General features: G+C 62.0%; 24 protein-coding genes and 1 tRNA gene. 5 read left to right on the top strand and 20 right to left on the bottom strand.

What is annotated here, in order from left to right; all coding sequences use genetic code 11:
- Position 1 precedes the first annotated feature (1 nt).
- Positions 2–331 (bottom strand): hypothetical protein, encoded by a 330-nt coding sequence (locus tag SH809_09915; protein MDZ4700008.1) that lies wholly within the window; start codon positions 329–331, stop codon positions 2–4.
- A 91-nt stretch (positions 332–422) separates the two neighbouring features.
- Here SH809_09915 and SH809_09910 point away from each other — a divergent pair, with 91 nt between their 5' ends.
- Together SH809_09910 and SH809_09905 are read left to right on the top strand one after the other, a co-directional pair.
- The gene (locus SH809_09910; protein ID MDZ4700007.1) at positions 423–1,106 is read left to right on the top strand and encodes a site-2 protease family protein; all 684 of its coding nucleotides are present in this window, start codon (positions 423–425) and stop codon (positions 1,104–1,106) included.
- Between the two features lie 376 nt (positions 1,107–1,482).
- Positions 1,483–1,875 carry a hypothetical protein gene (locus tag SH809_09905; protein MDZ4700006.1) on the top strand — a complete coding sequence of 131 codons (393 nt, stop codon included), beginning with the start codon at positions 1,483–1,485 and terminating at the stop codon, positions 1,873–1,875.
- 444 nt (positions 1,876–2,319) lie between these two features.
- Here SH809_09905 and SH809_09900 read toward each other — a convergent pair whose 3' ends face one another.
- Complete coding sequence (locus SH809_09900) at positions 2,320–3,024, bottom strand: thermonuclease family protein (GenBank protein MDZ4700005.1); 705 nt, start codon at positions 3,022–3,024, stop codon at positions 2,320–2,322.
- Between the two features lie 81 nt (positions 3,025–3,105).
- Between SH809_09900 and SH809_09895 the strand changes: the two genes are divergently transcribed.
- Positions 3,106–4,626, top strand: a complete 1,521-nt coding sequence (locus SH809_09895; protein ID MDZ4700004.1) for a glycoside hydrolase family 32 protein — start codon at positions 3,106–3,108, stop codon at positions 4,624–4,626.
- Between the two features lie 4 nt (positions 4,627–4,630).
- Here SH809_09895 and SH809_09890 read toward each other — a convergent pair whose 3' ends face one another.
- The 12 genes from SH809_09890 to SH809_09835 all read right to left on the bottom strand — a co-directional run bounded on the left by SH809_09890 (position 4,631) and on the right by SH809_09835 (position 18,294).
- Entirely contained in the window at positions 4,631–5,605 is a 975-nt protein-coding gene (locus SH809_09890) for a formylglycine-generating enzyme family protein (GenBank protein MDZ4700003.1), read from the bottom strand.
- Positions 5,606–5,656: 51 nt separating this feature from the next.
- Positions 5,657–7,198, bottom strand: coding sequence for a kelch repeat-containing protein (locus SH809_09885; GenBank protein ID MDZ4700002.1), 1,542 nt, complete (start codon positions 7,196–7,198; stop codon positions 5,657–5,659).
- Between the two features lie 146 nt (positions 7,199–7,344).
- On the bottom strand, positions 7,345–8,895 hold the full coding sequence (gene hutH, locus SH809_09880) for a histidine ammonia-lyase (GenBank protein ID MDZ4700001.1): 1,551 nt from the start codon (positions 8,893–8,895) through the stop codon (positions 7,345–7,347).
- 4 nt (positions 8,896–8,899) lie between these two features.
- The gene (gene galU / locus SH809_09875; GenBank protein ID MDZ4700000.1) at positions 8,900–9,805 is read right to left on the bottom strand and encodes a UTP--glucose-1-phosphate uridylyltransferase GalU; all 906 of its coding nucleotides are present in this window, start codon (positions 9,803–9,805) and stop codon (positions 8,900–8,902) included.
- A complete protein-coding gene (locus SH809_09870; GenBank protein MDZ4699999.1) occupies positions 9,802–10,824 on the bottom strand; it encodes a hypothetical protein in 1,023 nt (340 codons plus the stop codon). The genes galU and SH809_09870 overlap by 4 nt, the downstream gene beginning before the upstream one ends.
- A gap of 208 nt (positions 10,825–11,032) precedes the next feature.
- On the bottom strand, positions 11,033–11,968 hold the full coding sequence (locus SH809_09865) for a hypothetical protein (GenBank protein ID MDZ4699998.1): 936 nt from the start codon (positions 11,966–11,968) through the stop codon (positions 11,033–11,035).
- Between the two features lie 166 nt (positions 11,969–12,134).
- Entirely contained in the window at positions 12,135–12,494 is a 360-nt protein-coding gene (locus SH809_09860; GenBank protein MDZ4699997.1) for a transmembrane 220 family protein, read from the bottom strand.
- A 52-nt stretch (positions 12,495–12,546) separates the two neighbouring features.
- Entirely contained in the window at positions 12,547–13,548 is a 1,002-nt protein-coding gene (locus tag SH809_09855) for a sugar phosphate isomerase/epimerase family protein (GenBank protein ID MDZ4699996.1), read from the bottom strand.
- Positions 13,549–13,757: 209 nt separating this feature from the next.
- Complete coding sequence (locus SH809_09850; protein MDZ4699995.1) at positions 13,758–14,930, bottom strand: Gfo/Idh/MocA family oxidoreductase; 1,173 nt, start codon at positions 14,928–14,930, stop codon at positions 13,758–13,760.
- 124 nt (positions 14,931–15,054) lie between these two features.
- A complete protein-coding gene (locus tag SH809_09845; protein ID MDZ4699994.1) occupies positions 15,055–15,963 on the bottom strand; it encodes a TIM barrel protein in 909 nt (302 codons plus the stop codon).
- A 125-nt stretch (positions 15,964–16,088) separates the two neighbouring features.
- A complete protein-coding gene (locus SH809_09840; GenBank protein ID MDZ4699993.1) occupies positions 16,089–17,402 on the bottom strand; it encodes a Gfo/Idh/MocA family oxidoreductase in 1,314 nt (437 codons plus the stop codon).
- A 40-nt stretch (positions 17,403–17,442) separates the two neighbouring features.
- A complete protein-coding gene (locus SH809_09835) occupies positions 17,443–18,294 on the bottom strand; it encodes an SUMF1/EgtB/PvdO family nonheme iron enzyme (protein MDZ4699992.1) in 852 nt (283 codons plus the stop codon).
- Between SH809_09835 and SH809_09830 the strand changes: the two genes are divergently transcribed.
- Complete coding sequence (locus SH809_09830) at positions 18,293–19,315, top strand: FAD:protein FMN transferase (GenBank protein MDZ4699991.1); 1,023 nt, start codon at positions 18,293–18,295, stop codon at positions 19,313–19,315. The two genes, SH809_09835 and SH809_09830, sit on opposite strands and share 2 nt — an antisense overlap.
- Here the strand turns inward: SH809_09830 and SH809_09825 are convergent.
- The 4 genes from SH809_09825 to SH809_09810 all read right to left on the bottom strand — a co-directional run bounded on the left by SH809_09825 (position 19,297) and on the right by SH809_09810 (position 24,191).
- Positions 19,297–20,160 (bottom strand): sugar phosphate isomerase/epimerase, encoded by an 864-nt coding sequence (locus SH809_09825; GenBank protein ID MDZ4699990.1) that lies wholly within the window; start codon positions 20,158–20,160, stop codon positions 19,297–19,299. The genes SH809_09830 and SH809_09825 overlap by 19 nt on opposite strands.
- A 46-nt stretch (positions 20,161–20,206) precedes the next feature.
- Entirely contained in the window at positions 20,207–21,925 is a 1,719-nt protein-coding gene (locus tag SH809_09820) for a GMC family oxidoreductase (GenBank protein ID MDZ4699989.1), read from the bottom strand.
- An 87-nt stretch (positions 21,926–22,012) separates the two neighbouring features.
- Positions 22,013–22,582 (bottom strand): gluconate 2-dehydrogenase subunit 3 family protein, encoded by a 570-nt coding sequence (locus tag SH809_09815; GenBank protein MDZ4699988.1) that lies wholly within the window; start codon positions 22,580–22,582, stop codon positions 22,013–22,015.
- A gap of 112 nt (positions 22,583–22,694) precedes the next feature.
- On the bottom strand, positions 22,695–24,191 hold the full coding sequence (locus tag SH809_09810) for an MFS transporter (protein ID MDZ4699987.1): 1,497 nt from the start codon (positions 24,189–24,191) through the stop codon (positions 22,695–22,697).
- Positions 24,192–24,678: 487 nt separating this feature from the next.
- On the opposite strand from SH809_09810, the gene SH809_09805 reads away from it, so the two are divergent.
- Positions 24,679–24,752 (top strand) — tRNA-Asp (locus tag SH809_09805).
- 62 nt (positions 24,753–24,814) lie between these two features.
- Here the strand turns inward: SH809_09805 and SH809_09800 are convergent.
- Together SH809_09800 and SH809_09795 are read right to left on the bottom strand one after the other, a co-directional pair.
- A complete protein-coding gene (locus SH809_09800) occupies positions 24,815–25,576 on the bottom strand; it encodes an SDR family oxidoreductase (GenBank protein ID MDZ4699986.1) in 762 nt (253 codons plus the stop codon).
- A gap of 221 nt (positions 25,577–25,797) precedes the next feature.
- On the bottom strand, positions 25,798–26,877 hold a 1,080-nt coding region (locus SH809_09795), incomplete at its 5' end, for a PQQ-dependent sugar dehydrogenase (protein ID MDZ4699985.1).

Below are 26,877 nucleotides of genomic sequence, written 5' to 3'. Positions count from 1 at the left end.
CTTATTGCATTTCGAGGAGGGAGCGCACAATCTCACGCCATTCGGCTTCTCGATTGCCCCGTGCGATGGGCCGACCCGCGCGACGGTACCAGTAGGCGGCATTCGAGTTATCCCCCTCTTCGCGATGGAGATAGGCGTGGACCCAGGCAGCGGCGGACGTCGTTTCATCCTGGACAGCGGTATGGGCATCGTCCCACCGGCCGGCGAGGGCGAGCCACAGACCGAGCAACGGCGGCGTAAGGCCGGCGGGAGGCTCGGCTTCCGTCAGCGAGGATTCGAATCGTTCAACCGTCATCGCACCATGGCAGCTAGAATCAAGGAGAGAGAACATACGAAAATGAAACTTTACCCGCCCGGCTTCGCACTACACCCATCGGACCGGCACAATCACCCGCCGCAATCTTCAACCAACCGGCACCGTTATGAAGCCATTTCGCATCGGGACGTTTTCCCGGATTGATGTCAATCTACACTGGTCGTTTTTCTTCCTGCTGGGAGGCATTTTTGTCTTTTATCTGTATCAAGGGGCAAGCGTCCTCGCGGCGCTGGCCGGTGTGGCGATGATGGGCGCCGCTTTCGTCTGTGTAGTGCTGCACGAATATGGACACGCGCTGATGGCCCGTCACTACAACATCCCGACGCTTGATATCACCCTGTACCCCATAGGCGGCGTCGCGCGCCTGAGTCGATTGCCTCGAGAGCCGTTTCAGGAGTTCATGATCGCCATTGCCGGCCCGGCGGTCAACCTCGGCATCGGAGGCGCCCTCTACGTGCTACTGAGCCTTTTCGGAGGAGCGCCTTCGCTCCCAAGCGTGCTGGCCGCCCCCACGCAGGTGCTTGGCGCGCTGATGTGGTTTAATTTCTCGATGGCCGCCTTCAACATGCTACCCGCGTTTCCGATGGACGGCGGGCGTGTGTTACGCGCCGGCCTGGCCACGTCCTTCGAATATGGCCGAGCCACCCAGATGGCGGCCTTCGTAGGGCATGTGGTAGCCCTGGGTATGTTCGTCTTTGGCCTGTTCACCGGGCAATTCATGTTGCCCCTGATCGCCGTCTTTATCGTACTCGCGGCTCAGCAGGAAGTCCAGCAATCGGTAACGCGCTGATTCGTTAAGCTTTCACTACGAAACCGGCACACTTCGACCACACATTCCGCCGGACGCCTACCTACTTTAGTGCATCCTCGAGTTTGATTGAGTGTCCGAGCACATGGCCCGCGGTCCCGTAAGATCGCGGGCTTTTGCCTGGGTAGTACCCACACGGCGCCCGCTGCCCGCTCCTCGCCCTTCCGGATCCGATCGTATGATTATCGGCGCCGGTTTTTTCTTTTTTTCCTGCTCCAGGGGCCGGCCGTGACGAAGGAAGTATGCTGTAGATCGGATTCCATCTCCGTCCCCCCTCCTCCCCGGCTGGAGCGTACCGGCTCGCGATGACGAGGCGGGATGCCCGGCCTCAGAATGACCTGCCGGTATTCTAACCGTCATGAAGCTGGAACACCTCCTCGACCGCTGGGCGCAGCTGGAGCCGAACCGCTGCCAGTACACCGAAGAGCACGATTTCGAGGAGCCGTGGTACACGATCGTATTTGACTCCGGCCGGGCCCATATCGAGTATCGAAACGCCACGCAGGAGGACCATGCGTTGCTCCAGGCGGTCATCCAGAAAACGATCGAGTCCCGCAACTGGTTGTGGTCCGTTCTCTACTCCTCAAAGGGCGTGTATCGCGCCGGCGTAAAAATCGCCGAACGGTATATCAGCGAAACCGCCCGATTCCCGGCTTACGCCCTGCTCGCCGCCTACCTTAAGGCGCTTGAAGTGTCGATGGGCGAGGACGAGTCCGCACCCGCCGAGGCCGACCGGGCCGGCCAGGATTAACCACGCAAGGCGCTTCTCCAACGCCGAAGTGGTTGCGCGTCTCAACGCACAATATCATTTCGAGTGCCAGGCTCTGTCTCACTTACGCTTGTGCCTCCTCCCGGGTAGACGTTTTCTGGCGTCGCTCCGATTGATTCCCCGAATCGCGTGATGTGCCGTTCACTCGTCACTCCCCATTTCCTCCCCGTTCCCGCTCAGAATCCGCCCGATTTCCACCAAAAAACCCTATTGGCGGTACGCATGCCGGGCCGAAGCATCAACCGTAAAATTATTTTAACGCCCACGATGTACGGGCACGCGTTTTGCAAATTGCTTAATTGCACTTCCAAGGAGGACGGAGGCCTACATGGTGGGTATGGCCTCCGTCCGGCACTTCCCCCTGCGACGTTAAAGCGCTAAACGATGACTCGTTTTGCGCTTTTTAACGTTATATCCGTCCTCAATTTAAAACTTCGGCCGCGCACAGGGGCATTGCATGCCCGGAGTGGATTGCCATACGCCCGGGCCGGCGCCGGTGGTATCGGCGGTAACCCAGCGGCAGGCGGTATGCGTGGTGCAGACGGATTCGCCGGGATCGGATTCATTGGACGGGAGGGTGTCGGGTCCGACGAGCTCAGGGCGCGGCGTAACGATGGACTCAGGCGCCCACAGCCCCAGACCTCTGGCGCGTGCCTCGCGATAGAGGCCTATGTACTCCTTAAGCCCATCCACGGCATCGTCGATCGCGATGCGTGCGTAGCCGTCGGCGAGGAGGCGAGCGTTGAGTTCGTACTGGCTGTTGCCCCGTTCATCGGCGAGGTACACCACCGCCGGCTGATAGGCCGGCTCCGCACCTTCAACCTCGACGACGGGATCGCCGATCACCTCGACTGTCAACAGATTTCCCCGCACAAGTGCAGCCAGGTAGGCCGCCGAGATCTCCCCGAGCCGTGCTTCCTGGGGGGCGTCGTGACCGGAGGCGATGGCATCTTGTGAGAGCTTGGCGGAGACATGGCGTTCAGGCGCATCTACGCCGGCGAGCCGGATCCGCCGACCATCGTCTAGCACCAGCCGATCGCCATCGATCACGGCCGCTACGCGGTAAGGCTGCGCGGCCGTCGCGTGACCGATTCCCAGCATCAGCAGAATCACCATCAATCTATTACGCATATCGCATCCTGCGTTGTATTTTGAGTGCCAGGATTATCGTGCGTTCGACCATCCCTCTGATCCTCTCCGTCCCAGTATCGTATGATCTCCCGCCTTGCCATAGTGCTCTTAACCTGTTTCCTTTCGAGCGGTTGCACCACCCGGCCCACGACCTACAGCGAGCCGTATCGCCTCCAGTACCACTTTTCGCCCGAACGCAACTGGATGAACGACCCGAACGGGCTGGTGTACCACGACGGCGAATATCACCTCTTTTATCAGTACAATCCTTTTGGCGACCGCTGGGGACACATGAGCTGGGGGCACGCCATAAGCCCGGACCTCGTGCACTGGGAGCACCTGCCCGTCGCGCTGGAGGAAGATGATGGGGTCATGATTTTCTCCGGCAGCGCCGTCGTCGATGCCGCAAATACGGCGGGATTCGCCGGCCCTGGCGAAACGCCGCTGGTAGCCATCTACACGGGCCACACGGACACGCTACAAAACCAGAACCTCGCCTACAGCGTGGACCGAGGCCGGACGTGGACGAAATACGCCGGCAACCCGGTGCTTGACCTCGGTATGAAGGATTTCCGGGATCCGAAGGTGATCTGGCACGAGGAATCTGGCCAGTGGATCATGGTCGTATCGCTCTCAACCGAGCGCAAAGTGCACTTCTACGGCTCGCCAGATCTCAAGAGTTGGACGTTTCTGAGCGAATTTGGACCGGCCGGCGAGACCGAAGGCATCTGGGAATGCCCGGATATCTTCTTGCTGCCCGTCGAAGGCAGCGGCGAATCGCGCTGGGTGCTCATCGTCAATATCGGGTCCAAAGCCGCCGCGGGCGGGTCCGGCGGACAGTATTTCGTCGGCTCGTTCGACGGGCGTACGTTCCTGAACGACAACCCGCCGGAGCAGACCCTGTGGGTGGACCATGGGGCCGACTTCTACGCCGGCGTCACATGGTCGGACATGCCGGCCTCCGATGGCCGGCGCATCCTGCTCGGCTGGCTCAACAACTGGCAGTACGCGCAGGACATCCCGACTTCGCCCTGGCGCAGTTCGCAATCGCTCCCTCGGACGCTCGGCCTCCGCGCTTCGCCCGAGGGCATCCGCCTCGTCCAGCAGCCCGTCCGCGAACTGCAAACGCTTCGCGAAGCGCATCAATCGGTTTCATCCCTCGACTTCGACGACGCGACTGATCTGAACATCCGCGACAACCAGCTGGAGATACTGGTGGATGTTGTCCTAAACGGGGCGCCGCGCGTCGAACTTGCCGTGCTGGCCGGCGAGACCGAACGCACCATCGTGGGGTACGACGCCGTCGAAGGCGAGGTGTACATCGATCGGTCGGCCTCCGGTGTAGGCGATTTCCATGAGGCCTTCCTCGCCCGCCACGCCGCACCTCTGGCGGCCCCGGACGGACGCGTCCGGCTGCATGTGTTTGTCGACTGGTCCTCGGTGGAGGTGTTTGCCGACGACGGATTGGCGGTGCTGTCGGACCGTGTGTTCCCGCGCGCCTCGAGCCAGGGCGTTCGGTTCACAAGTGAAGGCGGCACGGCTACGATCGAGTCGCTGGATGTGTGGAGACTCCGCTCGATCTGGAATTCGCCGGCTCCCTGACGCCTCAGCCGGGTAGGTCCATCACGGTGCGGAAGCCGACGTGAAACAGCGATGACTCCGGGGTCGAGTGGCTGCGCGCCGACACCCGGTAGCCGTGGCAGTAGCCGTCGTTGCATAGGAACGACCCACCGCGCTGGACACGTTCGCTGTGTTCGTCGGCCTCGAACGGCGCATCGCGGTCGGCATAGGAGCGGTACCAGCTATCCGTCCACTCCCACACGTTGCCGCCCATGTCGGTCAGCCCCAGCGGCGTTTTGCCATAAGCGCCGACGGGCGATGTGAAGAGGAATCCATCTTCCCCCGAATTATTAAACGGAAACTCGCCCTCCCAGGTATTGGCGCGCGGCTTCCCATCGGCGAAGAGGGCATTGCCCCAGGCATACTCGTGCGGCGCCGAAGTGGCCCCACGGGCCGCGTGCTCCCACTCGAACTCGGTCGGCAGCCGGCGCCCGGCCCAGCGCGCGTAGGCAGCGGCATCGTTCCAGGAGACCTGCGTCACCGGGTGGTCATCCGCCGCCACGGGCCCACCGGGACCTTGCGGGTACTCCCACGTGGCGCCGGATAGCAGGACCCACTCGTACGTTTCCATGTTCAGCACCGCCGCATCGCCAAAGGCCTCCGCCTGCGTCACGTACCCCGTCGAATCGACAAACGCACGGAATTGGGCGACGGTGACCGGGTGCTCGTCCATAAAGAAGGGTCCGATCTCTGTTTCGAAAACCGGCATTTCCATCGGGAGGCCCTTTTGTGATCCGATCTGCGTCCGCCCCCCGGGGATGTAGACCATGCCGGCAGGTTGGGTAACCCCTGCCGGGGGCGCCACGGGCCCGTCAAAGGCAAGCACAAACGGCGCGGCCGGCCGGGTACTGCTCACCAGAACCGCTACCGCGATACCCATGAACAAGAGCGGCAGGCCCACGCGGACGAGAATTTGACGCGGCGAAGTCGAAACGGATGAGGCAGGGGTAACGGTGGGCATGGGCAGCGGCTGATGGTGACGTTCGACGTTAAACGTACAAAACGTTCACCTCTATTTCAGCAGCGTGATGACCTGGCTGTCCGTGAAGCTTTCGCCGACGACGCGTAGGAGGTACCTTCCGCCGGCCAGGCCATCGCTCTGAATCGTAAACGACGTCGGCTCCTGGGCCAGGATCATCCCATCAAACAGGGTCTTTTGCTGGCGCCCGAGCAGATCATAAATCTCGATTTTCACCTGCTGCTCGCGCGGAACGGTGAGCACAAAGCGCGCCTCTGGATTAAACGGGTTCGGGTAGACCTCGCCGAGGTAGTGGCTACCCAAGAGATCGATCAGGGCGTGCGCGACCGGGCTGAGGACAAACGCCCCGTCGAAATCGACCTGTCTGAGGCGGAATCGATGCCGTCCCGGCGTGGCGTGGTTGACGGTGTACGTGTATTTCTGGTGAATGGTGGTCGTCCCAAATCCCGGCACAAAGCCCAGGGTCTCGAAACGGCCATCAACGTCTTGCTGAACCTCGAAGCCGGCGTTGTTGGTTTCCGACAGCGTCTCCCAGTGGAGGTGTATGGACCCTCCATCCACCACGGCCTCGAAGCCGGGCGCCAGTTCTACCGGAAGCGTCGTCTCGCCGCTCGTTTCATAGGTTTCGAGCGAGGTCAATTCCGGACCGCCCCCTTTCTCCCCGGAGCCGGCGACGACAAAAAGGTCGTCGCCATACACGATCGCCTGCATCCCATGCCGGCCCGTGACCAGCGGATTCAGTTCCAACCAGTCGCCCGTCAGCACATTGAGGGCCTCGACCTCGTCATGCGCGAGCTGCTGCGACGTTTCGCCGCCGATGACGAGCACATAGTCTCCCAGCGTAACCGACGTCGTGCCGCCCCTGGGCGTGGGAATGTTGTTGCTGAGCGTCGACCAGAACCCGCTGTTGAAGTTGTAGACGTCGACCGGAGCGATGTTGTCCGGGTTGGAGCCGTCGCGCCCGCCGGCGACATACAGCTTGTGCCCGTGTACCGTGGCGTGAAAGTGATCGCGTGCACGCGGCGCCTGGGTCAGCGCCGTCCAGGTGTTCGTGTTGGGATTGTACATCGAAAAGTCCTTCTTCCGGACGGCCGACCCGCCGTGACCGCCGACGCTGCCCCCGACCAGATAGATATTACCGTTATACACAACCGCTGCCGCGGAGCCGCGCTGAAACTCCGTCGGAATCGCAGACCCGGTCGACCACGTATTGTTCGTCGTGTTATAGGTATAGATATTCGGCACCGTCACTTCGTCCGGGTACGATTCGGTATAGGCGCCGACCACGTAGATCGTGGTTCCGATCGCGACGGCCTGGAAGTGATGGAGCGAGATGGACAAGGGTGGGAACGCCCCGTTGGTCCAGGTGCTGTCCGACGGATCGTAGATCTCCACGCGGCGTGTACTCCGGCCGCCGAGCAGGTAAAACTTACCCCCTACTTCGATAAAGGCATTTTCGTGCCGGGCATCCGGTGTGTTCGTCTGATCCACTTCGCGCCAGACCAGCGGTCCTGGCACTAGCAAGCTGAAGGCGCCGGTGACCACAAACAGGGCCAACAGTGCGGATGTGGCCATAGGGCGGCGTGAGAGACGACGTATGATCGAGGGCGAGAAGTTCATCGGACGCTGGAGGCGAGCCCCAGGGAAAAGTTTAGCGGAAGGTAGCGTGGACGTGCGAGTCACAAATCGTTCCGCGCTGCTCAGACAGTCACCGGGGTGGGTTACGCCGGCAGACCTACAAGCGCTCCGGTTGCTGTTTCTACCATCGAAACAAAGTCCGGGCTCCGCACAATCTCGGTGCAGGCGTTTAAGTCGTTCTTGAAATAATAATCTTTTTCGCCATGCGGCACGCGATCGCGAATGTAGCCGTGGGCCTCTTCGACGCCACGACCCGGCCGGAGTGGATGCCGAAAATCGAGTGCCTGCGCCACGGTGAAGGCTTCGATGGCGAACACATGCTCTACGTTATGTAGTACCCGCAGCAACTTGAGGGCCCCTACGCTCCCCATACTCACATGATCTTCCTGCCCGAGCGAGGTGGGGATGGAGTCGACGGATGCCGGGTGGCACAGGACCTTGTTTTCCGAGACCAGCGCCGCGGCCGTGTACTGGGGAATCATGAAGCCGGAGTTAATGCCGGTCTCTTTCATCAACAACGCCGGCAGGCCGTCATGCCCCTCGAGCAGCAGGTAGGTGCGTCGTTCGGAAATACTCGCCAGCTCGGCCAGGGCCATCGCCGCAAAATCGTACACCAGAGCCAGCGGCTCGCCGTGGAAATTGCCCCCGCTCAGAATATCCCCATTTTCAAACACCAACGGATTATCGGTCACGCTGTTGATCTCGGTCTCGACGACGGAGACGGCATGCCGCAGGCTGTCCCGGCTGGCGCCATGTACCTGTGGGACGCAACGGAGGCTGTAGGGATCCTGCACCTTGCCACAATCGCGGTGGGACGCTAAAATCTGGCTCTCGGCCAGCAGGGCACGGACGTTGTCCGCCACCTCACGCTGCCCGCGATGGGGGCGGAGGGCCTGGATGCGCGGATCGAATGGGGTGAGACTGCCCTGGAGCGCTTCGAGGCTCATGGCGGCCAGAATGTCGGCCACTTTTACGGCGTGAACGGCTCGATGGAGAATAAACGCGCCATAGGCGCCCATCATCTGGGTGCCGTTGATGAGCGCGAGCCCATCCTTGGCCTTGAGTGCAATCGGGGCCAGACCTTCACGGGCATAAACCTCTTCGGTGGGCGTCACGCCGGCGCCGGCCTCATCCCAGAAATATCCGTACCCCAACAGAGGCAACGACAGATGCGCGAGCGGCGCGAGGTCCCCGGAAGCGCCAAGGCTGCCCTGTTGCGGCACCGCCGGGATGAGGTCCCGCTCCGCCAGCAACAGCAACCGTGCGAAGGTCCCCGGCGAGACACCCGAATACCCCAGTCCCAACGCGTGGATCTTGAGCAGCAACATCAGCCGGCAGATGGGCCGCGGAATCCAGTCCCCTACCCCGACCGCATGGCTCAGAATCAGATTCTGCTGTAACGTTTCGATCTGTTCGGGAGGGATGCGCTTGTTTTTGAGATAGCCGAACCCGGTGTTGATCCCGTAGTGCACCTCGCCGGCCGCGAGCGCTCGTTCCACGACAGCGCGGCTGCGCTCCACGGCCCGGGCGGAGGTCGAAAGCAGCCGCCGGCGGCGGTCCAGGTCCTCGTACAGGCCGGGGATCGAAACCCGATCGCCAACAGCGAAAAATGCATCCAGCGAGTCCGTTGCCACGTTTTCAGGCCGCCTCTTGACGAAGCGATAGCAGTTTGATCAGATGTTCGAGGATCGCGTCGCGGGTATCCTCACGGCGCAGGGCATAGTCGAGAAAACACTTCGCGTACTCCACCCGATTGCCGATGTCATACCGTTTCGCATGCCAGTCGAGCGCAAACATCGGCTCGCGCTGGGCCAGCAGATTCATCGCGTCGGTGAGCTGGATTTCACCGCCGTGGCCTTCGGTCGTTTCATCGAGGCAGTCGAATATCTCGGGGGTGAAGACGTAACGGCCGGCGATGGCGAGGTTGCTCGGCGCCTTACCGGCGGCCGGCTTCTCGACCAGGTGGTCCAGGCGGACGAGTTCGTGGTTGTCCGGTTCGGCGCGGCCGGCGACGATGCCGTAGCGGCTCACCCACTCGTGGGGCACCTTCTGCACGGCCACGACACTCGCCTGTTTTTCTTCGTATATGTCCAGCAGCTGACGCAACCCGGGCCGCTCGTCATCGATCGGGTGAATGATCGTATCGCCCAGCAGGACGGCGAACGGCTCGTCGCCCATGTGGTCGCGGCCGAGACGGATGGCGTCTCCGAGGCCGCGCTGGACTTTCTGTCGGATGTAGAAGATGGAGGCTTGCTCGCCGATGTCTCGGATCTGACCGAGCAGCTCACGCTTGTCCGCCTGCACGAGGAAGGCCTCGAGCTCCGGCGCATAGTCAAAGTGGTTCTCGATGGCCCGCTTGCCGCGCCCGGTGACGATCAGGATGTCCGTGATGCCACTGGCGATGGCTTCCTCGATGACAAACTGGAGGACAGGCTTGTCGATGATCGGGAGCATCTCCTTGGGCATCGACTTGGTCGCCGGCAGAAACCGCGTGCCCATACCGGCCGCTGGGATGATGGCTTTTCTTACCTGTTTCGCGCTCATGCGTGGACCTCGTGTAGGATGGGTTCGATGATGGGTTGAATCAGGCGGGCGCCGAAGGCTTCATAGGCGGCGCGAAGCCGCTCCAGCCGTTCGGGGTCGCCGTCGTACGCGCCAACGATGGCGCCGCCCGAGCCGGCGAACTTCGTGTGGGCGCCGAGGCGGCGGCCCGTTTGAATGAGTCGGATGTTGCCTTCGCTGATCCGGACGAGCCGCTCGCGAAGATCGAAGTTGGCGTCCATCAGCGGACCAATTTCGCGGCCTCGCCCCGTGGCGATCAGCTGGCGCGCCTCTTCGGCGAAGCCGGCGAACGTCTTCATTCCCTCCACCACCGCCCGGTCGCCCCGGTTGAACCGGCTTCGCAAATCGTTGTGGGTGATCTCGGTGCCCTCGGACAGGTTGTCGTGGTAGGCGATGAAAAGCGGGGGGAGGCTGGCCAGATCGACATATTCGTAGTGCCCGTACCCCTGCTGCGCGATCAGCTCGCGGTCGAAATCCATGTAGACGGCGTTTTCGTAGACCTGGATCACGCGGTCCTGCAGGCCGGCCCCGATGCCGAGTTCTTCGGTTTCGACACGCAAGATGAGGTTGGGCAGCAGGGGCAGATCGATCTCGACCCCGTAAAACGTCATCAACGCACGCATCGTGGCGGTGATGATGGCGCTCGAGCCGGCGAGACCCACACGAACCGGAATGTTCGTCTGGTATTCGATCGTAAAGTTACGGCGGTCCAGCACGATGCCCCGCTCGTCGCAGGAATCGCTGAACGCTTTGATCGTCGCCTTGATCAGCCGGATCCCTCCGTAATAACCGTTTAGCCGCACGTCCGACACCAGCGCCTCACGGCTCTGGAAGGTCAGATGATCGCGCGGCCCCGGCATGATGACCACGCGGGGTGACTCATAACAGGTGATTTCAGCGCCGAAGTTGCGGACGATGAACGAAATCGTCTTCCCGAAATACCCATCCGACGGGTTTCCGATCAGACCGGCGCGTGCGTGCGCGCGGGTACGAAGCATCATGGGTGATGATAAAGCGATGTCGGCGCCGTCGACGGTAGTGGCCTGTGGGGTGGATGCCACGACGCCGAAGTGGGGGCGCGCAAGAGAAGATGTCGATGCGTCCGCAAGACGCGTACCGAATGCACGGACGTGTGGCGACAATATACGGTATCGTCACGGGCGCGCGAAAGGGTAAAGCGAGAAGGGTAACGCAGGCGAGAGGCGACCGTTAAAGCTCTGCCGATGGGGCGCAGGTCACCCCTCGCGTGGGGTTTCCCGTGGCCACGGAATGGTCGAAGGGCGGAGGTCCGGCCCAAAAACAAGGTGTGTTGCTCTGGTGCTCCTCGACCGGAATGTCCCGGGTGCCCGACGGCGCGGCGACAGCCGAGTCTGGTGACGAGGGAGCGGACTGAGCGGGCGAATGGCCGATCGTACGCAGAGCCACGGGCGGGTGGCGACGGAAAGCCTCCGGTGTTAGGGCCGGTGCTTCGGCGTCGCGGGCGACACGGCGCAGGACGTCAAGGCCGTACTGTGTAATCACGTCGGAAACCCGCCCATCGGGCGATAGGACGACCCATCCCCCGACATCGTAGGTGATGCCCCAGCCATGGCGGTGGCGTCGGCCTTCGGTGCGGAACAGTATCCCTTCGTATACTACGGCATCCTGCACGGCGGCGTGTTCGATTTCGACCCGGTGGAGCACCTCCACCTCGGGCGGGGCGTCGTGCACCACAAAGCGCCGGCGCAACTCGGGGTGACCGGCCTCGGAAACGATCAGCCGCGGGGTCTCGTCGACGAGGATCCGTCCGCTATCTCCCACCGCTAACGCGTAACTGAGCACGATTTGGTCCGTTTCCTTCCTAAAGCCGAGATACCGAAACGTCGTCGTGGTGTCGCGGCCGGCGATGCGGAGCCGCCATGCCTCGCCCTCGGTATCTCGCTGGACCACCTGCCCGCGCACCGCGGCTCCGGACGCACCGTTCTCCTCATCCAGCGATCCTTTCCACACCCGATACAGACTGCCACGTTCGACGTCGTACGCCGCCCAGTATTCCGGGTGCAACGCGACGGCGAGTACGTGCCCACGATCCTCGAGGCCCCCCATCACTACCTCCGGCCCGAGCACATGCGGCTGTGCGCGCACCGGGGAGGCACCGATGCTCATAGCCATGCATAAAACGAGGACCTGCCAGTCGCGCATACCGCACCATGTGGGGGGCCAGACGGACGAAACGGGGGGTGAATCAAAAAGGGCACGATGCGCTGGGGTGCGCACCGTGCCCAGGAAGTACGTCTGCCTCCGCTGAAGGTTCAGCCGGCCCAAGTCGCCGTCACCCTCTGCCTCGACGGTATAGATGCAGCGTGAGCACACCCAGCCACAGGACCATGATCAGCAATCCGCCCGTCTCGCGAAGCAACTCGTTCTGCATCCACACCTCGGCGCCAAACAGCGAGCTTTGCAGTTCGATGCGCGGGATGTTTACAAGCGCCCAGAGGAGATACAGCCCGGCCACGATCGCGACAGGCATAAGGGCGATTTTGCGGAATACGAACAGCGCACTAATCACGGCCGCGACCCCATACGCCGCGGCCCAGATCGCGGCCTCGCCATCCACATCGTCCAGCTGGTAATAGGCCCAGACGACGAAAAGGACGGTCATGCCGGCGCTGATGACGTTGAGAGGTTTCACGTAGGTGCGGGTTTTTCAGCCCGGACACGAGGTGTCGTGTCCGTACGACCGGTTATTTTTTGGCGAAAGCGGCATCGAAGGCGCCGTGGGCGGGGGCGAAATCGACGCCTTTGACGAACGAGCAGGCCTCCTCGGCGCCGTGCTCACGATCCATGCCGGAGTCCTCCCATTCGATCGAGAGCGGCCCGGTGTATCCGACACGATTGAGCATGCGGACGATCTCCTCGAAGTCGATCGCGCCGCGGCCGATGGAGCGGAAATCCCAGAACCTGTCACGATGACCAAATTCGATGTGGCCACCGAAGACGCCGGCTTCTTTAGGCTTGTCGGACCACCAGACATCTTTCATGTGGGTGTGGTAGATGCGGTCGCCGAACGTCTCGATGAACCCGATATAGTCGACGCCCTGGTACCCAAAGTGGCTCGGATCGTAGTTAAAGCCGAAGGCCGGCCGGTTGCCAATGGCCTTCAGGGCTTTGCGGGCGGACGAGATGTCGAACGCGATCTCCGTCGGGTGGACTTCGAGGGCGAAGCGGACGCCTACCTCGTCGAACACATCGAGGATGGGATTCCAGCGGTCGGCGAAGTCCTTGAAGCCGGCCTCGATCATATCGGCCGAAACCGGCGGGAAGGAGTACAGCAGATGCCAGATGCTGCTTCCGGTAAAGCCGTTGACCACCTTGACACCCAGTTTGGCCGCGGCGCGGGCGGTATCCATCATCTCCTTCGCCGCGCGCTGGCGGACGCCTTCGGGGTTACCGTCGCCCCAGACGTGCGGCGGGAGGATGGATTTGTGCCGGATGTCGATGTGGTCGCACACGGCCTGGCCAACCAGGTGATTACTGATAGCCCACACCCCGAGGTCGTTTTTCTTCAGGATGTCGTGGCGGCTCTGGCAGTACGTAGGGTCCGACAGCGCCTTCTGGACATCGAAATGATCGCCCCAGCAGGCGAGTTCGAGGCCGTCGAAGCCGAAGTCGTCCGCTTTTTCGGCGAGGGTTGCCAGCGGGAGGTCGGCCCACTGGCCGGTGAAGAGGGTTACTGGGCGGGACATGGGGTTAGCGATTAGCGATTAAGCGATTAGCGATTAAGCGATTAGCGATTAGGCGATTAGCGATTAAGCGATTAGCGATTAAGCGATTAGCGATTAAGCGATTAGCGATTAAGCGATTAGCGATTAAGCGATTAGCGATTAAGCGATTAGCGATTAGCGATTAAGCGATTAGCGATTAAGCGATTGGTGATTCAGCAAATGGGCGTTGATCATGTGGGCGGGGTGTAGCCGGCATCGACCCATCCTTTTTTCTGGCCGCTTTCGACGGCTTTATGGATGAAGTGGACGCCAACGGCGCCGTCCTGGACGGTGGGGAAGTCGGTGTCGAACGGGCCCGGCTTGACGCCGGCCAACTTCGCGGCGATCGTACGAGCCGCGTTGACGTAGATGTTGGCGAAGGCCTCAAGGAACGCCTCCGGGTGGCCGGAGGGGAGCCGGCTGTGGTGCTTAGCGGCATCGCTCAGGTAGCCGTTGCCGCGCTTGAGCACCTCTTCCGGACCACTAGCCGGGCGGAAATACAGGTAATTCGGATGCTCCTGGTGCCATTCGATGGAGGCCTCCGTACCGTAGACGCGGATCTTGAGGTTGTTCTCCTCGCCCACGGACACCTGTGAGCAATACAACACGGCGCGGGCGCCGCCTTTGTAGTGCACCAGCATGTTGGCGTCGTCCTCGAGTTTCCGGCCCGGGACGAACGTGGTGAGGTCGGCGCAGATGCGTTCGATCTCCAGCCCCGTGATATACCGTGCGAGGTTTTCAGCATGGGAGCCGATGTCTCCGATGGCCGAGGAGACGCCGGCCTGCTTGGGGTCCGTCCGCCACACCGCCTGTTTGGCGCCATCGCCTTCCAGGAAGGTCGCGAGCCAGCCCTGGGGGTACTCCACGACCACCTTACGGAGGGTGCCCAGTTTGCCGGCGCGGATGAGGTGCCGCGCCTCTTTCACCATCGGGTAGCCGGTGTAATTATGGGTGAGGGTGAATACGGCGTCGTACTTCTTGACGAGCCGGCAGAGGTCCTCTGCCTCCTGAACGGTCATCGTCATTGGCTTGTCGCACACGACATGGAAGCCGGCTTCGATGAACGTCTTCGCGATCTCATAATGCGAGTTATTCGGGGTGTCGATGGAGACGAAGTCGATCCGTTCGCCGAGCGGCAGCTTACTCTCCCGATCCGCCATTTCTTTGTAGGAACCGTAGACACGCGCGGGGTCGAGGTAGAGCTCACGGCCCTGCTGGGCCGATTTCTCGGGCGACGACGAGAAAGCGCCGGCCACCAGTTCAATCTCACCGTCCAGCGCCGCGGCCTTGCGATGCACCGCGCCGATAAACGCGCCCGGGCCGCCGCCCACCATTCCGTATCGAATTTTTCTACCGAGAGACATGTTGGTTGCAGGTTGGCAGGTTGGCAGGTTGGAGGTAGGCAGGTTGGAAGGTTGCGCGTGATTGAGTTATGGCACCAGGTTCACATATAAGAAACCTGTAACCTGCAACTTGAGAACCTGCAACCTAAAACCCATCCACTTCTTGATACGCCTGGATCAGGGCGGATTCGCCTTCTTTGCCGGGGGCGGCGTTGCCGTGTTCCATGCCGAGGATGCCGGTGAAGCCTTTGCCGTGGATGTGTTTGAAGATATTCTTGTAGTTGATCTCCCCTGTCGTGGGCTCGTTGCGGCCGGGGTTGTCGCCGATCTGGAAATAGGCGATCTCGTCCCAGGCGAGGTCGATGTTAGGAATCAGGTTGCCCTCCTGGATCTGCTGGTGGTACAGGTCGTCCAGGATCTTACAGGCCGGGCTACCAACCGCTTTGCAGATCTCGTACGCCTGCGGCACCTTTGTCAGAAACAGCCCCGGGTGGTTATAGAAATTCAGGGGCTCTAGGACCATGGTGAGGCCGTGAGGCTCCAGGATCGCGCTCGCCTGTTTGAGCGACTCGACGACATGCGCCGTCTGGTACGCCATCTCCAGGCGCAGGTCGACAAACCCCGGGACCACCGTCATCCACTTTGCATTCACGCGTTTGGCGACATCGACCGAGCTTCGGATATCCGCAAGAAACTCGTCGCGGAGGTCCGCCTTGCCGCTGGCCAGGTTCGGTTCGGTCCAGTAGATTTTGTGGGCAACGAACACGCCCATCATCATCCCCCGCCGGCCCATTTCGGCGGCGATGCGCTCCTGGTCCGCCACGGACCGGCCCTTCATCCCGTTGTCCTCCATGGCCGTGAATCCCGCATCGGCCATGAACTTCACCTGGTCGACCAGGTCTTTGCCGGCGTGCTGCTCGAACATGCCGAAATGCGGGGCGTAATGCAGCTTGAAAGCCGCAGCCGAGGGGTTGGTCAGCCGGTTGAAGGCGGGGGCGCCAAACGCGGCGGTGCCGGCGGCGAGGCCGGTTTTGACGAAATTGCGACGATCCATTCGGGATTCGAGATTAGCGATTAAACGATTAGCGAGTAGCGAGTAGCGATGGGGAGTTTGCACGTTGAACGCGAACCGTTTCATCGAACAACGATCCAACGTTCAACGTGCAAACGTTTTATGTTTTACAGGACGACCGTTTTGCCCGGCACGGCGACCGGGTAGAACCCGTATTCATCGGGAAGGACGGGCGGTGGGGCGTCCCAGGCGAATTTCTTCGGCATGAGGCTGAGGTTCGAGTTCAGCGCGTCGTTCCATTCGATCACCTGGCCCGAATAGGTGGCCATACGGCCCAGGATGGAGGTCATCGTGCTGTAGGCGCCGTTTTCAGCATCGGCGAACTTACACTCGCCGGCGGCGATGGCCGCGAAGAGTTCGTCGTGCTCTACCTGGTACGGGTTCGGGTCGTTTTTATCGTCGTAGGACCAGATCGAGTGGCCGCTCGACGTGAGGAGCAGACCGGGTTGCGGCGCGGAGCCGCTGGTGCCCTGAAACGCCTCGGTGACGCGGCTCATCGTCCCTTCGATGTGCCGGCACTGGCTGTACATCCGGCTGCCGTCGGCATATTCGTATTCGACGAAGTGGTGGTCGAAGATCTCCCCGAACTCTTTGCCGTTGCGGACCTGCCGGCCGCCCATGCCCTGGGCGCGTACGGGATATCCTTTCTTGACCCAGTTGCCGACGTCGATATTGTGGATGTGTTGCTCGTTGATGTGGTCGCCACACAACCAGTTGAAGTAATACCAGTTGCGCATCTGGTACTCCATCTCGGTCTGGCCGGCCTCGCGCGGTCGCACCCATACCCCATCGCTGTTCCAGTACACGCGCGACGAGGTGATGTCTCCGATGGCGCCGTCGTGAATGCGCTGCACCCACTCCCGGTACACGTGCTGGTAATGGCGCTGGAGACCGACGACCACGTTGAGTTTTTTCTGCTTCGCGATTTCGGCCGAGGCCAGCACGCTGCGGATACCCGGCGCATCGGTGGCGACGGGTTTTTCCATGAACACGTGTTTGCCGGCTTCGACGGCTGCGGCAAAGTGTATCGGGCGGAAGCCGGGAGGGGTGGTCAGGATGATCACATCGCTCCGCTTGATCACCTCTTTATACCCGTCGAATCCGACGAAGCGCGCATCTTCGGGCACCGCGATACGGGTCTTGTCCTCCACTTCTTCCATGATGCTCATCAGGCTCATGTCGAGACGATCCTGGAACGCATCACACATCGCGACGAGCTGTACGTTCTGGCCCGAGCTCAGGGCCTGTACCGCCGCACCCGTGCCGCGCCCTCCGCAGCCGATGACGCCCACGCGGATGGCATCCGCGCCCCGGGCGAACGCAAAATTGCCGGACGCCATGAGGCCGGCCGTGGCGGCCGCCGTGGTCTGGACGAATTGCCGGCGTGATAGGGAGAAGCGCGGGTCGTTGAAGCTACTCATCGTTTACACCTTCTGGTTTCGTTGTGCGGTGTGGCAGCCATCATGGCTCGCGTACGAGCCGGAAGCCGACGAAGTATCCGTCGGACAACCACCACTTGCTTTTGGGTATCTGAGGGTCGGTTTGATTCCATGGCCGCGCCTGTTTGGCCCGGGCGTGGATCTGTACGGCATCGACTTCGTCCTGGAACGAACCGCCGGCCGTGACCGGCTTGCCGTCGTGTCCGGTGATCCACTCGGCCACGTTGCCGAGCGTATCGAATAGGCCGAGGCCGTTGGGCGCTTTGGTGGCCACGGCCTGGGTTTTATCGCCGGCGTTGCCGGCGAACCAGGCGACTTCAGCAAGCGCTTCCGCGCTCAGGGCGGGGCTGGACGGTGCGGCGGCCTGGCTGGCCCACTGCCACTCGGCTTCGGTGGGCAACCGATACGTCTTGCCGGTTTTTTCAGAGAGCCAGGCGGCGTAACCCTGCGCGGCGCGGTAGGTAATACAGATGGCGGCATAGCCGTCGTGCCCGAAGCCGTAATCCGGTGGAGCATAGGGCCGGCTCGGGCGCGAGGTCGCATCCTCATGATCTGTCCGTCGCTCCGGCGGCAGGTCCAGCCGGTAGGCGAACACATCGTACTCGTTCCAGGTGATCTCCGTCTGGCCGATCAGAAACGGCGCGACCTCAACGTCAACGGCGCCGCTGTCGGTGTGAATGGTCACTGTCCCCCCGGGAACGGGGATCATCTCGAAGGAAACGAGGGTACCGGGAATCGAATCCCGCACCGGGTCGGACGCGGTAACGATCGGACGGTCTCGGGTATCGAATCCCCACCCGGCGATAAGCCCGAGCAGCACAAACGCGCCCAGCGACGCGCGCGCGACGGACGTAGGGCCGAACCTCCCCATCATGGTTTTCTCCTATCCGCCATTTCAGGCCATCCGGCGCGCGATGCGCTGCCAATTGCCGGCATTCATGGCGGTATCGATTATAGGGCTGCAGATCTCGTGTGGCGCTCCGCCGGCGTCGCCGGCTGAGCCCTATGAGTATAGGCAACTCCATCTAGGTGTACAAGTCCGAATCGTTCTCTATGCGCGAAAAGAGGCGGATGCTCGCGGGGCTGCACGCGCCGCGTACGACCGCATGGCCATGCTCGAAGACGTCTTCAGCGACTACCGGGCCCACAGTGAAATTCGCCGGCTCTCGGAGACGGCCCATGAGCGCCCGGCGCCGGTGAGTCCGGAGCTGTTTCGGGTACTGGCGGCAGCGACCGACCTGGCGCGGCGGACGGACGGCGCGTTTGACGTCACCGCCGGCCCGTTCGTCGCCCTGTGGCGCGACGCGCGGCGCTCGGGCGCCCTGCCGGACAGCACCGATCTGGCGCTGGCCCGCGCCCGGGTTGGCTGGACGGCTGTCCAGCTCGACGCTGCTGAGTTAACGGTCCGCCTGGCTCTCGCCGGCATGGCAATCGACCTCGGGGGCATCGCCAAGGGGTACATCCTGGACGAGGCCATGGTGGAATTAACGCGTCGCGGGATCCACAGCGCGCTGATTGAGGCCGGCGGCGACCTTCTGGTCTCGGGGGCCCCGCCGGGGCGCGCCGGCTGGCAGATCGCCATCCCGAACGCTCCGCCAGACCTGGCCGCGGCAGCCTCGGCGCTCACGTTCGCCGCCGTCGCCACCTCGGGCGACACCAAGCAGTACATGGACGTAGACGGCGTCCGCTACTCCCACGTCCTCGACCCGCGAACGGGGATGGCGCTCACGAGCCGCGCCCTGGCCACCGTCATCGCGCCGGATGGGATGACGGCCGACAGTTACGCAACGGCGTTGACGGTACTTACAAAAGACGAAGGTCTGGCCCTCCTTGCGGAGCGACCAGACCTTCGGGCATTCGTACGATCGACGGCAGATCAGGCCCCGGTCAGGTAGTTGAAGCTGTTCCGAATGCTGGTGATCGGCTCGGTAGGGCGGTCATGTTCAACGACATAGTGCCGAAGGCCCGCCGTCTGTGCCTTGTCGAATATCGCTGCAAAATCGATCGTGCCAGCCCCGACGTCAGCCAGTTCGCCGGCGGCGTCCAGGTCTTTCACGTGGCAGAGGTGGAAGCGGCCCGGGAATTTATCGAAATACGCCACTGGATCCGTGCCGGCGTTGACCGCCCAGCATAAATCGAGCTCGATGGCGACGAGGTTCGGGTCCGTCTCCTGGATCAGGATGTCCATCGGCAGCACGCCATCGATGGCTTCGAACTCGAACGAGTGGTTGTGGTAGCCAAACTGGATGCCGTTGGCCATCGTCACGGCGCCCCATTCGTTGAATTTCGCGGCCATCGCCTTGTAGTCGTCCACCGTCTTAAACGGAAGCTCGCCGGGGTGCGGACAGATGAGGTATTTATGCCCGATGATGGCCGAGCGTTCGATGAGGCCGGGGAGGTCTTCGCGGAGTTGCTGGGCGCTAACGTGGGTCGACGGAGCGGTCACGCCCAGCTCATCGAGCAGGGCGCGGACCTCTTGCGGGGTGAGGTTGCCGTAGCCGGCGAACTCGAACTCTTTGTAGCCAATTTCGGCGGCCTGTCGGATGGGGCCCGTAAAGTCGTCGCCCATGATCGAGCGCAGCGTGTATAACTGCAGCCCTACCGTAGCCAATTGGGGCCGGACCTTCCCTATCAGGGCAGCGGATTCGGTAGGGGGTGCGGGCGTCTCGCCGGCGCACCGAAGCGCGAAGCCAGCGAGTGCGGCAACGCCGGTATGTTGAATAAAAGCGCGTCTATCCATGAAAGTGGTTAAAAATTATAGGATTAAAGGGTTAAGGTGCCTTGTATCATCCTTGCAATGCCTTGACCGCATGATCGACGGCGCGGGCGGTGAGGGCCATGTAGGTGATGGACGGGTTCTGGCAGCCGGAGGAGGTCATGCACGATCCGTCAGTTACGTAGAGATTAGGGACATCGTGGGCCTGGTTGAAGGCATTAAGGACCGAGGTTCGAGGGTCGCGCCCCATCCGGGCGGTGCCCATTTCATGGATGCCAAGGCCGGGGGCGGCGTTCGTCGTGCCTTCCACGTAATTATCGTAGATGGAGACATTCGCGAAGCCGGCGGCATTGAGCATCTCGGCGGCACTGGCGCCCATATCGGCGCGCATCGCCTTTTCATTATCACCCCAGGTGCACCGGATGCGCAGGGCGGGGATGCCGTATATATCCGTCGCGGTAGGATCCAGGGTGACGGCATTTTCGGTCCGCGGGAGGCATTCCCCGAAGGCCGTCATGTTCACTCGCCACGGCCCCGGCTCGCGAAGCGCCTGTTTTAGCTCGGCGCCGAATCCCGGTCGTTGCGCCCCGCGGCCCCAGTTCATGCGGCCGGCCGACCCTTGATATCCAAACCCACGGATATAGTCTTGCCGCCGGGTGGCGGCATCGATATTCCTGAAACGCGGGATATAGAACCCATTAGGACGGTTGCCGTAGTGATAGCGGTCCTCGAATCCCTCCGCGATGGCGGAAGCCCCCACCTGGAAATGGTGGTCCATCAGATTCTGCCCCAGGACACCGCTGGAATTAGCGAGTCCGTTCGGGAAACGGGTCTCGGCCGAGTTAAGCAGGATCTGCGTACTCGCGAGGGTGGAGGCGCAGAGGAATACCACCTTCGCCCGGTATTCGATGGCCTCGCGGGTTTCGGCGTCGATGACCCGCACGCCGGCCGCCTTGCCGGTTTCTGGATCGAAGATGATGCTATGGACGACGCTATACGGCCGCAGCGTGAGGTTTCCCGTGGCGGCGGCTGCCGGCAGGGTCGAAGCCTGGCTGCTGAAGTACGAGCCTGTCGAGCAGCCGCGAATGCAGGGGCCGCAGTAATGACAGGCCGCCCGGCCATTCAGCGCCTGGGTGAGGATGGCCACGCGGCCGATGGTGACGTAGCGCTCGGGAAACGCGGCACGGACCCGTTCACGCAGGTGTTTCTCGACCACATTCAGGTCCATCCCTGGTTGGAAAACACTATCGGGAAGATGGGGTAGCCCGAGCGACTCTCCGCTGATGCCGGCGAAGCGCTCGACATAATCGTACCACGGGGCGATATCGCTGTAGCGGATGGGCCAGTCGACCGCGAGCCCATCCCGCAGGTTCGCCTCGAAGTCCAGATCGCTCAACCGGTAACACTGCCGGCCCCAGATGAGCGACCGGCCGCCGACATGGTTACCGCGGATCCAGGTGAAGGGCTCCTCCTCGATATACGGGTTTTCGCGGTCGTTGATGAACCAGTGCTTTGCGGTGCTATCGAACTGGCCGGTTCGCCGCTGGATGGCGTAATCCTGCTCGGCGACCGCCGTCGGCACGCGCCCGCGCATGGGCAGCTCCCAGGGTGACTTGTGCTCGGTGATGTAGTCGGCCCCATGCTCCACGGGCCGGCCTCGTTCCAGCACGATCGTCTTGAGCCCCTTTTCAGTCAACTCCTTGGCCGCCCATCCACCGGAAATGCCGGACCCGACAACGATGGCGTCGTACGTGTTCGTTTCCTGGGCGATATAAACGTTTTTTTTCATCGGTGCATAAACGCGTTGAACAAAAAACGTTGAACGTTTGGGCGTTGAACGTTTGACAGGCTTAACGAGATAACGTTTAACGTCGTTTTACGAGTAGGCCCGGCCGACTTCGGCGTAGGGCACATCGCCGTTATAATAGCCAGCGGAATGGAGGTATTTCAACTCCTGAGAGGCGCCGATTTCGGATGTATAATACCCCGTGATCGTCATCTCCTTCAACAGCGAGAAGAACGGCTTGTCGGCACTAGAGCCGGCGAGGGCTTCTTGTTCGAACCCGGTGAGGATGGCGGTTTGCTGCTCGACAGTGGCATCCACAAAGGCCACTTTATGAGCGGTGCGTGCGCGCTCGTCGGCCGCGGCAAGTCCTTCGAGAAAGCGGGTGCGATCCTCGGCGCCGTACCAGTCTGTGATCATCAGGTCGATGAACTCATTAACGCCGGCGGCGCGAGCGCCGGGCGTGTCAGTCGTAGGGATGATCAACTCCGCCAGCGTCGAGACGAGCTCATTTTGATCGGCCGACAGCGTCTTCGGGACAAACGCCGTCATATCGCTCGCGCCGCCGCCGCAGCCGGCAAGTACGCCCGAAATCAACGGCAAAGAGAGCGTCGCCCCCATCACCGCGCCTACGCGTTTGAGTGCTTCGCGTCTGTCCATCATTGGTTTAATGTTTAACGTTCCAGGTTCAAGGTACTTGCGGTAGCGTTAACGGGGTAAGGTTCAAGGAAGGCAACAAGCCCTCCTTGAACCTTGAACCCGAAACGTTGAACCGTTAGTAGGACGACGCCTCTTCCGCGTCGTAGGCTACCAGCTTCTCGGCCTTGTAACCTCCCGTCATGCGATCTCGGATGAAGAACCCGCCGAAGACCAGAATGAGGATGATGCCTATGGGCGCCAGCTTGGCGAATGAGGTTTTTCCGCCGTAGTTATCCGCCGGGTTCAGGATGGCCGAAGCCTGTCCTTTGGCGGGAGAGTCGATGTCGGCCGTGGCGACGGCGCGGAGTGCCTGCGCCGTGGTCCCGGCGGGTAGCTCGCCCGTGCTTTCATATGTTGACGTGACGCCGTCAACTTGTGCAATAACGGCTTCTAGTTCAGTCCGGAGGACGCCGGCGTTGGCGGCGGCCGCCGGCCAATCGCGCTGGACCGTCTCGAACACCTCCATGGTCGGCGCAGCGCCGATTTGCGAGTGGCCTTCGATGTCGGCGATCTGGCCCAGCCACGGGGTCACGAGAAACGAAGCGAGCATGCCGACGGCGCCCATCGCGCCAAGCCCGAGCGCACCGCTACGCGGATTCCGCTCGGACACGAAGCCGAGCATGGTCGGCCAGAAAAGGGCTATACCGGTGGCCCAGATGGCGGCGGTGGCGAAGTACATGCCTACCGAGTTGGCCTGGCTGAACAGATAGAGGCCGATAGTGGCCAGAATGGAGCCGCCGAAGAGGACACCGGTAGGCGTAAGCGCCTTCAGGATGGGGCCGGCCACCAACCGCAAGGTGCCCATGATCCCGAAGATAAAGCCAAAGACCAGGATGCCATTGACTCCACCCGAGGTGAGTACCGAGGGCACCCAGCTGCTCGGGGGCAGCTCCATCGACGCCGTAAGCAACATCATCGGCAGCATGATCAGCATGATCGGGGCAAAGGTCGCTTTCAGCGATTCCGTGAAGCTGATGCCAGCGCTGGCGCCTTCCGTCTTCGGATAAGGCACAAAAAGCATCATCACACCGTACGCCGCAGCGGGCACCAGGATGAGGGCCGTGTACCCTCTCCAGCCGTCGCCTACGAGGCTGCTCAGAATAAAGGTAGTGAGCAGGGCGGCGATCAGGTTGCCGTAGGGAAACCACATGTGGAAGAGGTTCAGCTTGGTCGACTTATTATCCGGATAGAGCGCCGCTACGAGCGGATTGCAGCCGGCTTCGACCAACCCGGCGCCTAGCCCGGCGAACAGCGAGCCGGCGACCGCCATCGGGAAGCTACCGGCGAAGAGCAGCAGCAGCGCGCCCACCACATGGCCGACAAACGCGAGACGAACGATCCAGCGCATGCCGATCGTGTCGCAGAAGGGGGCAAAGATCACCTGGGAGACCGTAAACCCGATAAAAAAGACGCCGGTAAACAGGCCCAGCTGCTCGTTCGTGACGTTAAACTCCTGCTTCACGGCATAGGCAATCGACGTGATCACTGTGAAGGCAAAAGCGGTGGTGAGCAACGCTAAACAGCTGCCCCAGAACAGTTTTTCGCGATTGATGCCCGCGTTACTTGTTGTCATGGTTGGTTTCTCCACGGTCAGATGTACAAACGTCAGCCCGGCACGGGACGCTTGGCGGTAAGCAAGCGACCGGACTGTTTGGGAAAAAATCTATCAGAAGCTGTATTCGCGGGGGGAACAGCGACGCATCGGGCCGGTGGTGGAACGGTGATGCGCCGGCCGCAAGCGCTTACAGCGGCACTGATCTCATAAAGGCAATTCAGAAACAACAACACGTGACCATCACGACCGCACCCCCATTTCGAGCATGTGTCGTGGCGACGGGCAATCTAAACAGATCCGAAACCATGTGCAAATAGGTAGAGAAAGGCCTTTTTGGGAGGCATTCTGGCTCTTCAACTGTTTTTCACGGCCCACAGGCCTTTTTCGTGAACACGGGGCTTGTGGCGAGATACCGCCCACCGTATCATCTGGATCTCTTTTCGTGGCGGCCGGTAGAAGCCCCCTCGAACCAAAACGCCGCTCGTTACGATTGGCATTACATCCTGGTCCGGTAGTTCAGTTGGTTAGAATGCCGCCCTGTCACGGCGGAGGTCGCGGGTTCGAGTCCCGTCCGGACCGCACATATATTAAAAAAGCCCTGCGCGCCAAACACGCAGGGCTTTTTTTATGGTATTTCCCGCCTACTGAGCACAATACCCGCCGTCCGCCAGGACGGCCGCTCCGGTGACGAATCCGGCGGCCGGCGAGGCCATCCAGACAATGGTGCTGGCGATTTCGTCCGACGTTCCGAGCCGCCCGATGGGATGCACAGCCACCAGGCCCTGTTTCGCGACCGGATCCCCAAGCAACCCCGCCTTTTCCAGCATCGGGGTCTCGATAAACGCCGGGCAGATGGCGTTCACGCGGACGCCTTTCGCGGAATACTCCAGCGCGGCGACTTTTGTCAACCCCACCACGCCGTGTTTCGCGGCGGTATAGGCCGAGGCGTTCGCGAACCCGACGGTCCCGAGGATAGACGCCACGTTTACGATGGCCCCGCCCTGTTGTAGGAGATGCGGCATCTCGGCGCGCATGCAGAGAAAGACGCCGCGCAGGTTGATGGCGATCACCTTATCCCATTCGTCGATCGGGTAGTCGGCCGTGAGCGCCAGCGCCCCGCCGATGCCGGCGTTATTACACGCCGCGTCGAGCCGGCCGAAGGCCTTTACGGTCTGGGCTACCATGGCGTCGACCTGGGCGGGGTCGGAGACGTCGACTTTTATGGCGATGGCCTTGCCGCCATTGTCGGCAATCAAGCGGACGGTTTCGCGCGCGCCGGCCTCGTCCCAGTCGGCCACGGCCACCGAGGCGCCGGCCTGAGCGAAAGCGATAGCCGTTGCCCTACCTATTCCCGAAGAGGCACCCGTTACAAGCGCTGTTTTGCCTGTGTATGTCGTTTCCATGTCGTTGTCAGAATTGGTTTCGCGCCGGGTAGCCCGGACAATGACAGGGTAGGGTGAAGTGGACTACGGTACTGGCCGGTGTGACGCCAGGTCGGTTGTAGGCCGCTGAGAAGATGGTGCGTAGGGTGATCCCGGGAAGGGATATCAACGCAAACCGGGGTACGATCGCAATAACGGCACAAATACGCGATTATGGTGTAGAGACGCGAGGTATCCCGTCTCTACGGCGTGTATCGAATGCGGAGAATCCGGTCGTCGCCGGGGCGGAAGGGTGCCTTGCCATCGCCATTGCCGGTGCCGACGTAGAGGTAGCCGTCTGGCCCGGCGGCCACGGTGCGAAGCCGACCGAGCCGGCCCTCGTTCGGGTTGTCCGCGAACCAGCGCTCGACGGCGGAGACCGTGTAGTCATCGGCGAACCGGATGCGGATGAGCGCCTGCGTGCGCAAGGTGGACACGAAGAGGTCGCCCTCATAAAACGCGATGCCGGACGGCGGGACGGAGTGGAGTTGCCACATGGCGACCGGGTCCTCGTATTGCGGCAATCCGGGAGCGCCGACAACATTCGGCCATCCGTAGTTTTTGCCAGGCAGGATCCAGTTGATCTCGTCGCGATTCCGGACGCCGCTTTCCTGGGGGAAGCCGGACGGCCCGTGTTCGGAGGCGAAGAGCGCGCCCGTGGCCGGGTCCCACGCGAGGCCCTGAATGGCGCGGTGTCCGAGCGAATAGACCGGGGAGCCGGCAAAGGGATTATCGGCCGGGATGGCGCCATCGGGGGTGATGCGGAGGATCTTGCCGGCCAGCGAATGCAGCTCCTGCGCCAGCTCCGGCTGTCCGGTGTCGCCCGTGCCGATGTACAACATCCCATCCGGCCCGAACGCGATGCGCCCGCCGGCGTGCATGATCGCCGACGGGATGCGATCGAGGATGGCGCGCTCCTCCGTCAACCGGTCCGGCGTAAAGGTCAGGCGCACGACCTTCGAATAGATGGTCTCACCGGCACGATACGCGTACATCGCATAGATGTAGGGCATCGTCTCGAATTCCGGGTGCGCGGCCAGCCCCATGAGCCCGATGTCGGCATCGTGTACTACCTCGAAGGTGGCGACGACGTGGGGCGATGTGCTGCCGGCCGGCACCCGCTGGATCCGCCCGGGCCGCTCGGCGATGAGGGCATCGCCGTTTGGAAGAAAGACGATCGACCAGGGGATCGAGAGGCTATCCACCCAGGTCTGGACCTCGATGCCGGCCGGTTCGGGTAGGTAGACATCCTGCACCGCCTGCGGCTGTTCGCCGCGGATGGG

The sequence above is a fragment of the Rhodothermales bacterium genome (assembly GCA_034439735.1).
GTDB lineage: Bacteria > Bacteroidota > Rhodothermia > Rhodothermales > JAHQVL01 > JAWKNW01.
This window is presented reverse-complemented; position numbering and strand designations above follow the sequence as displayed.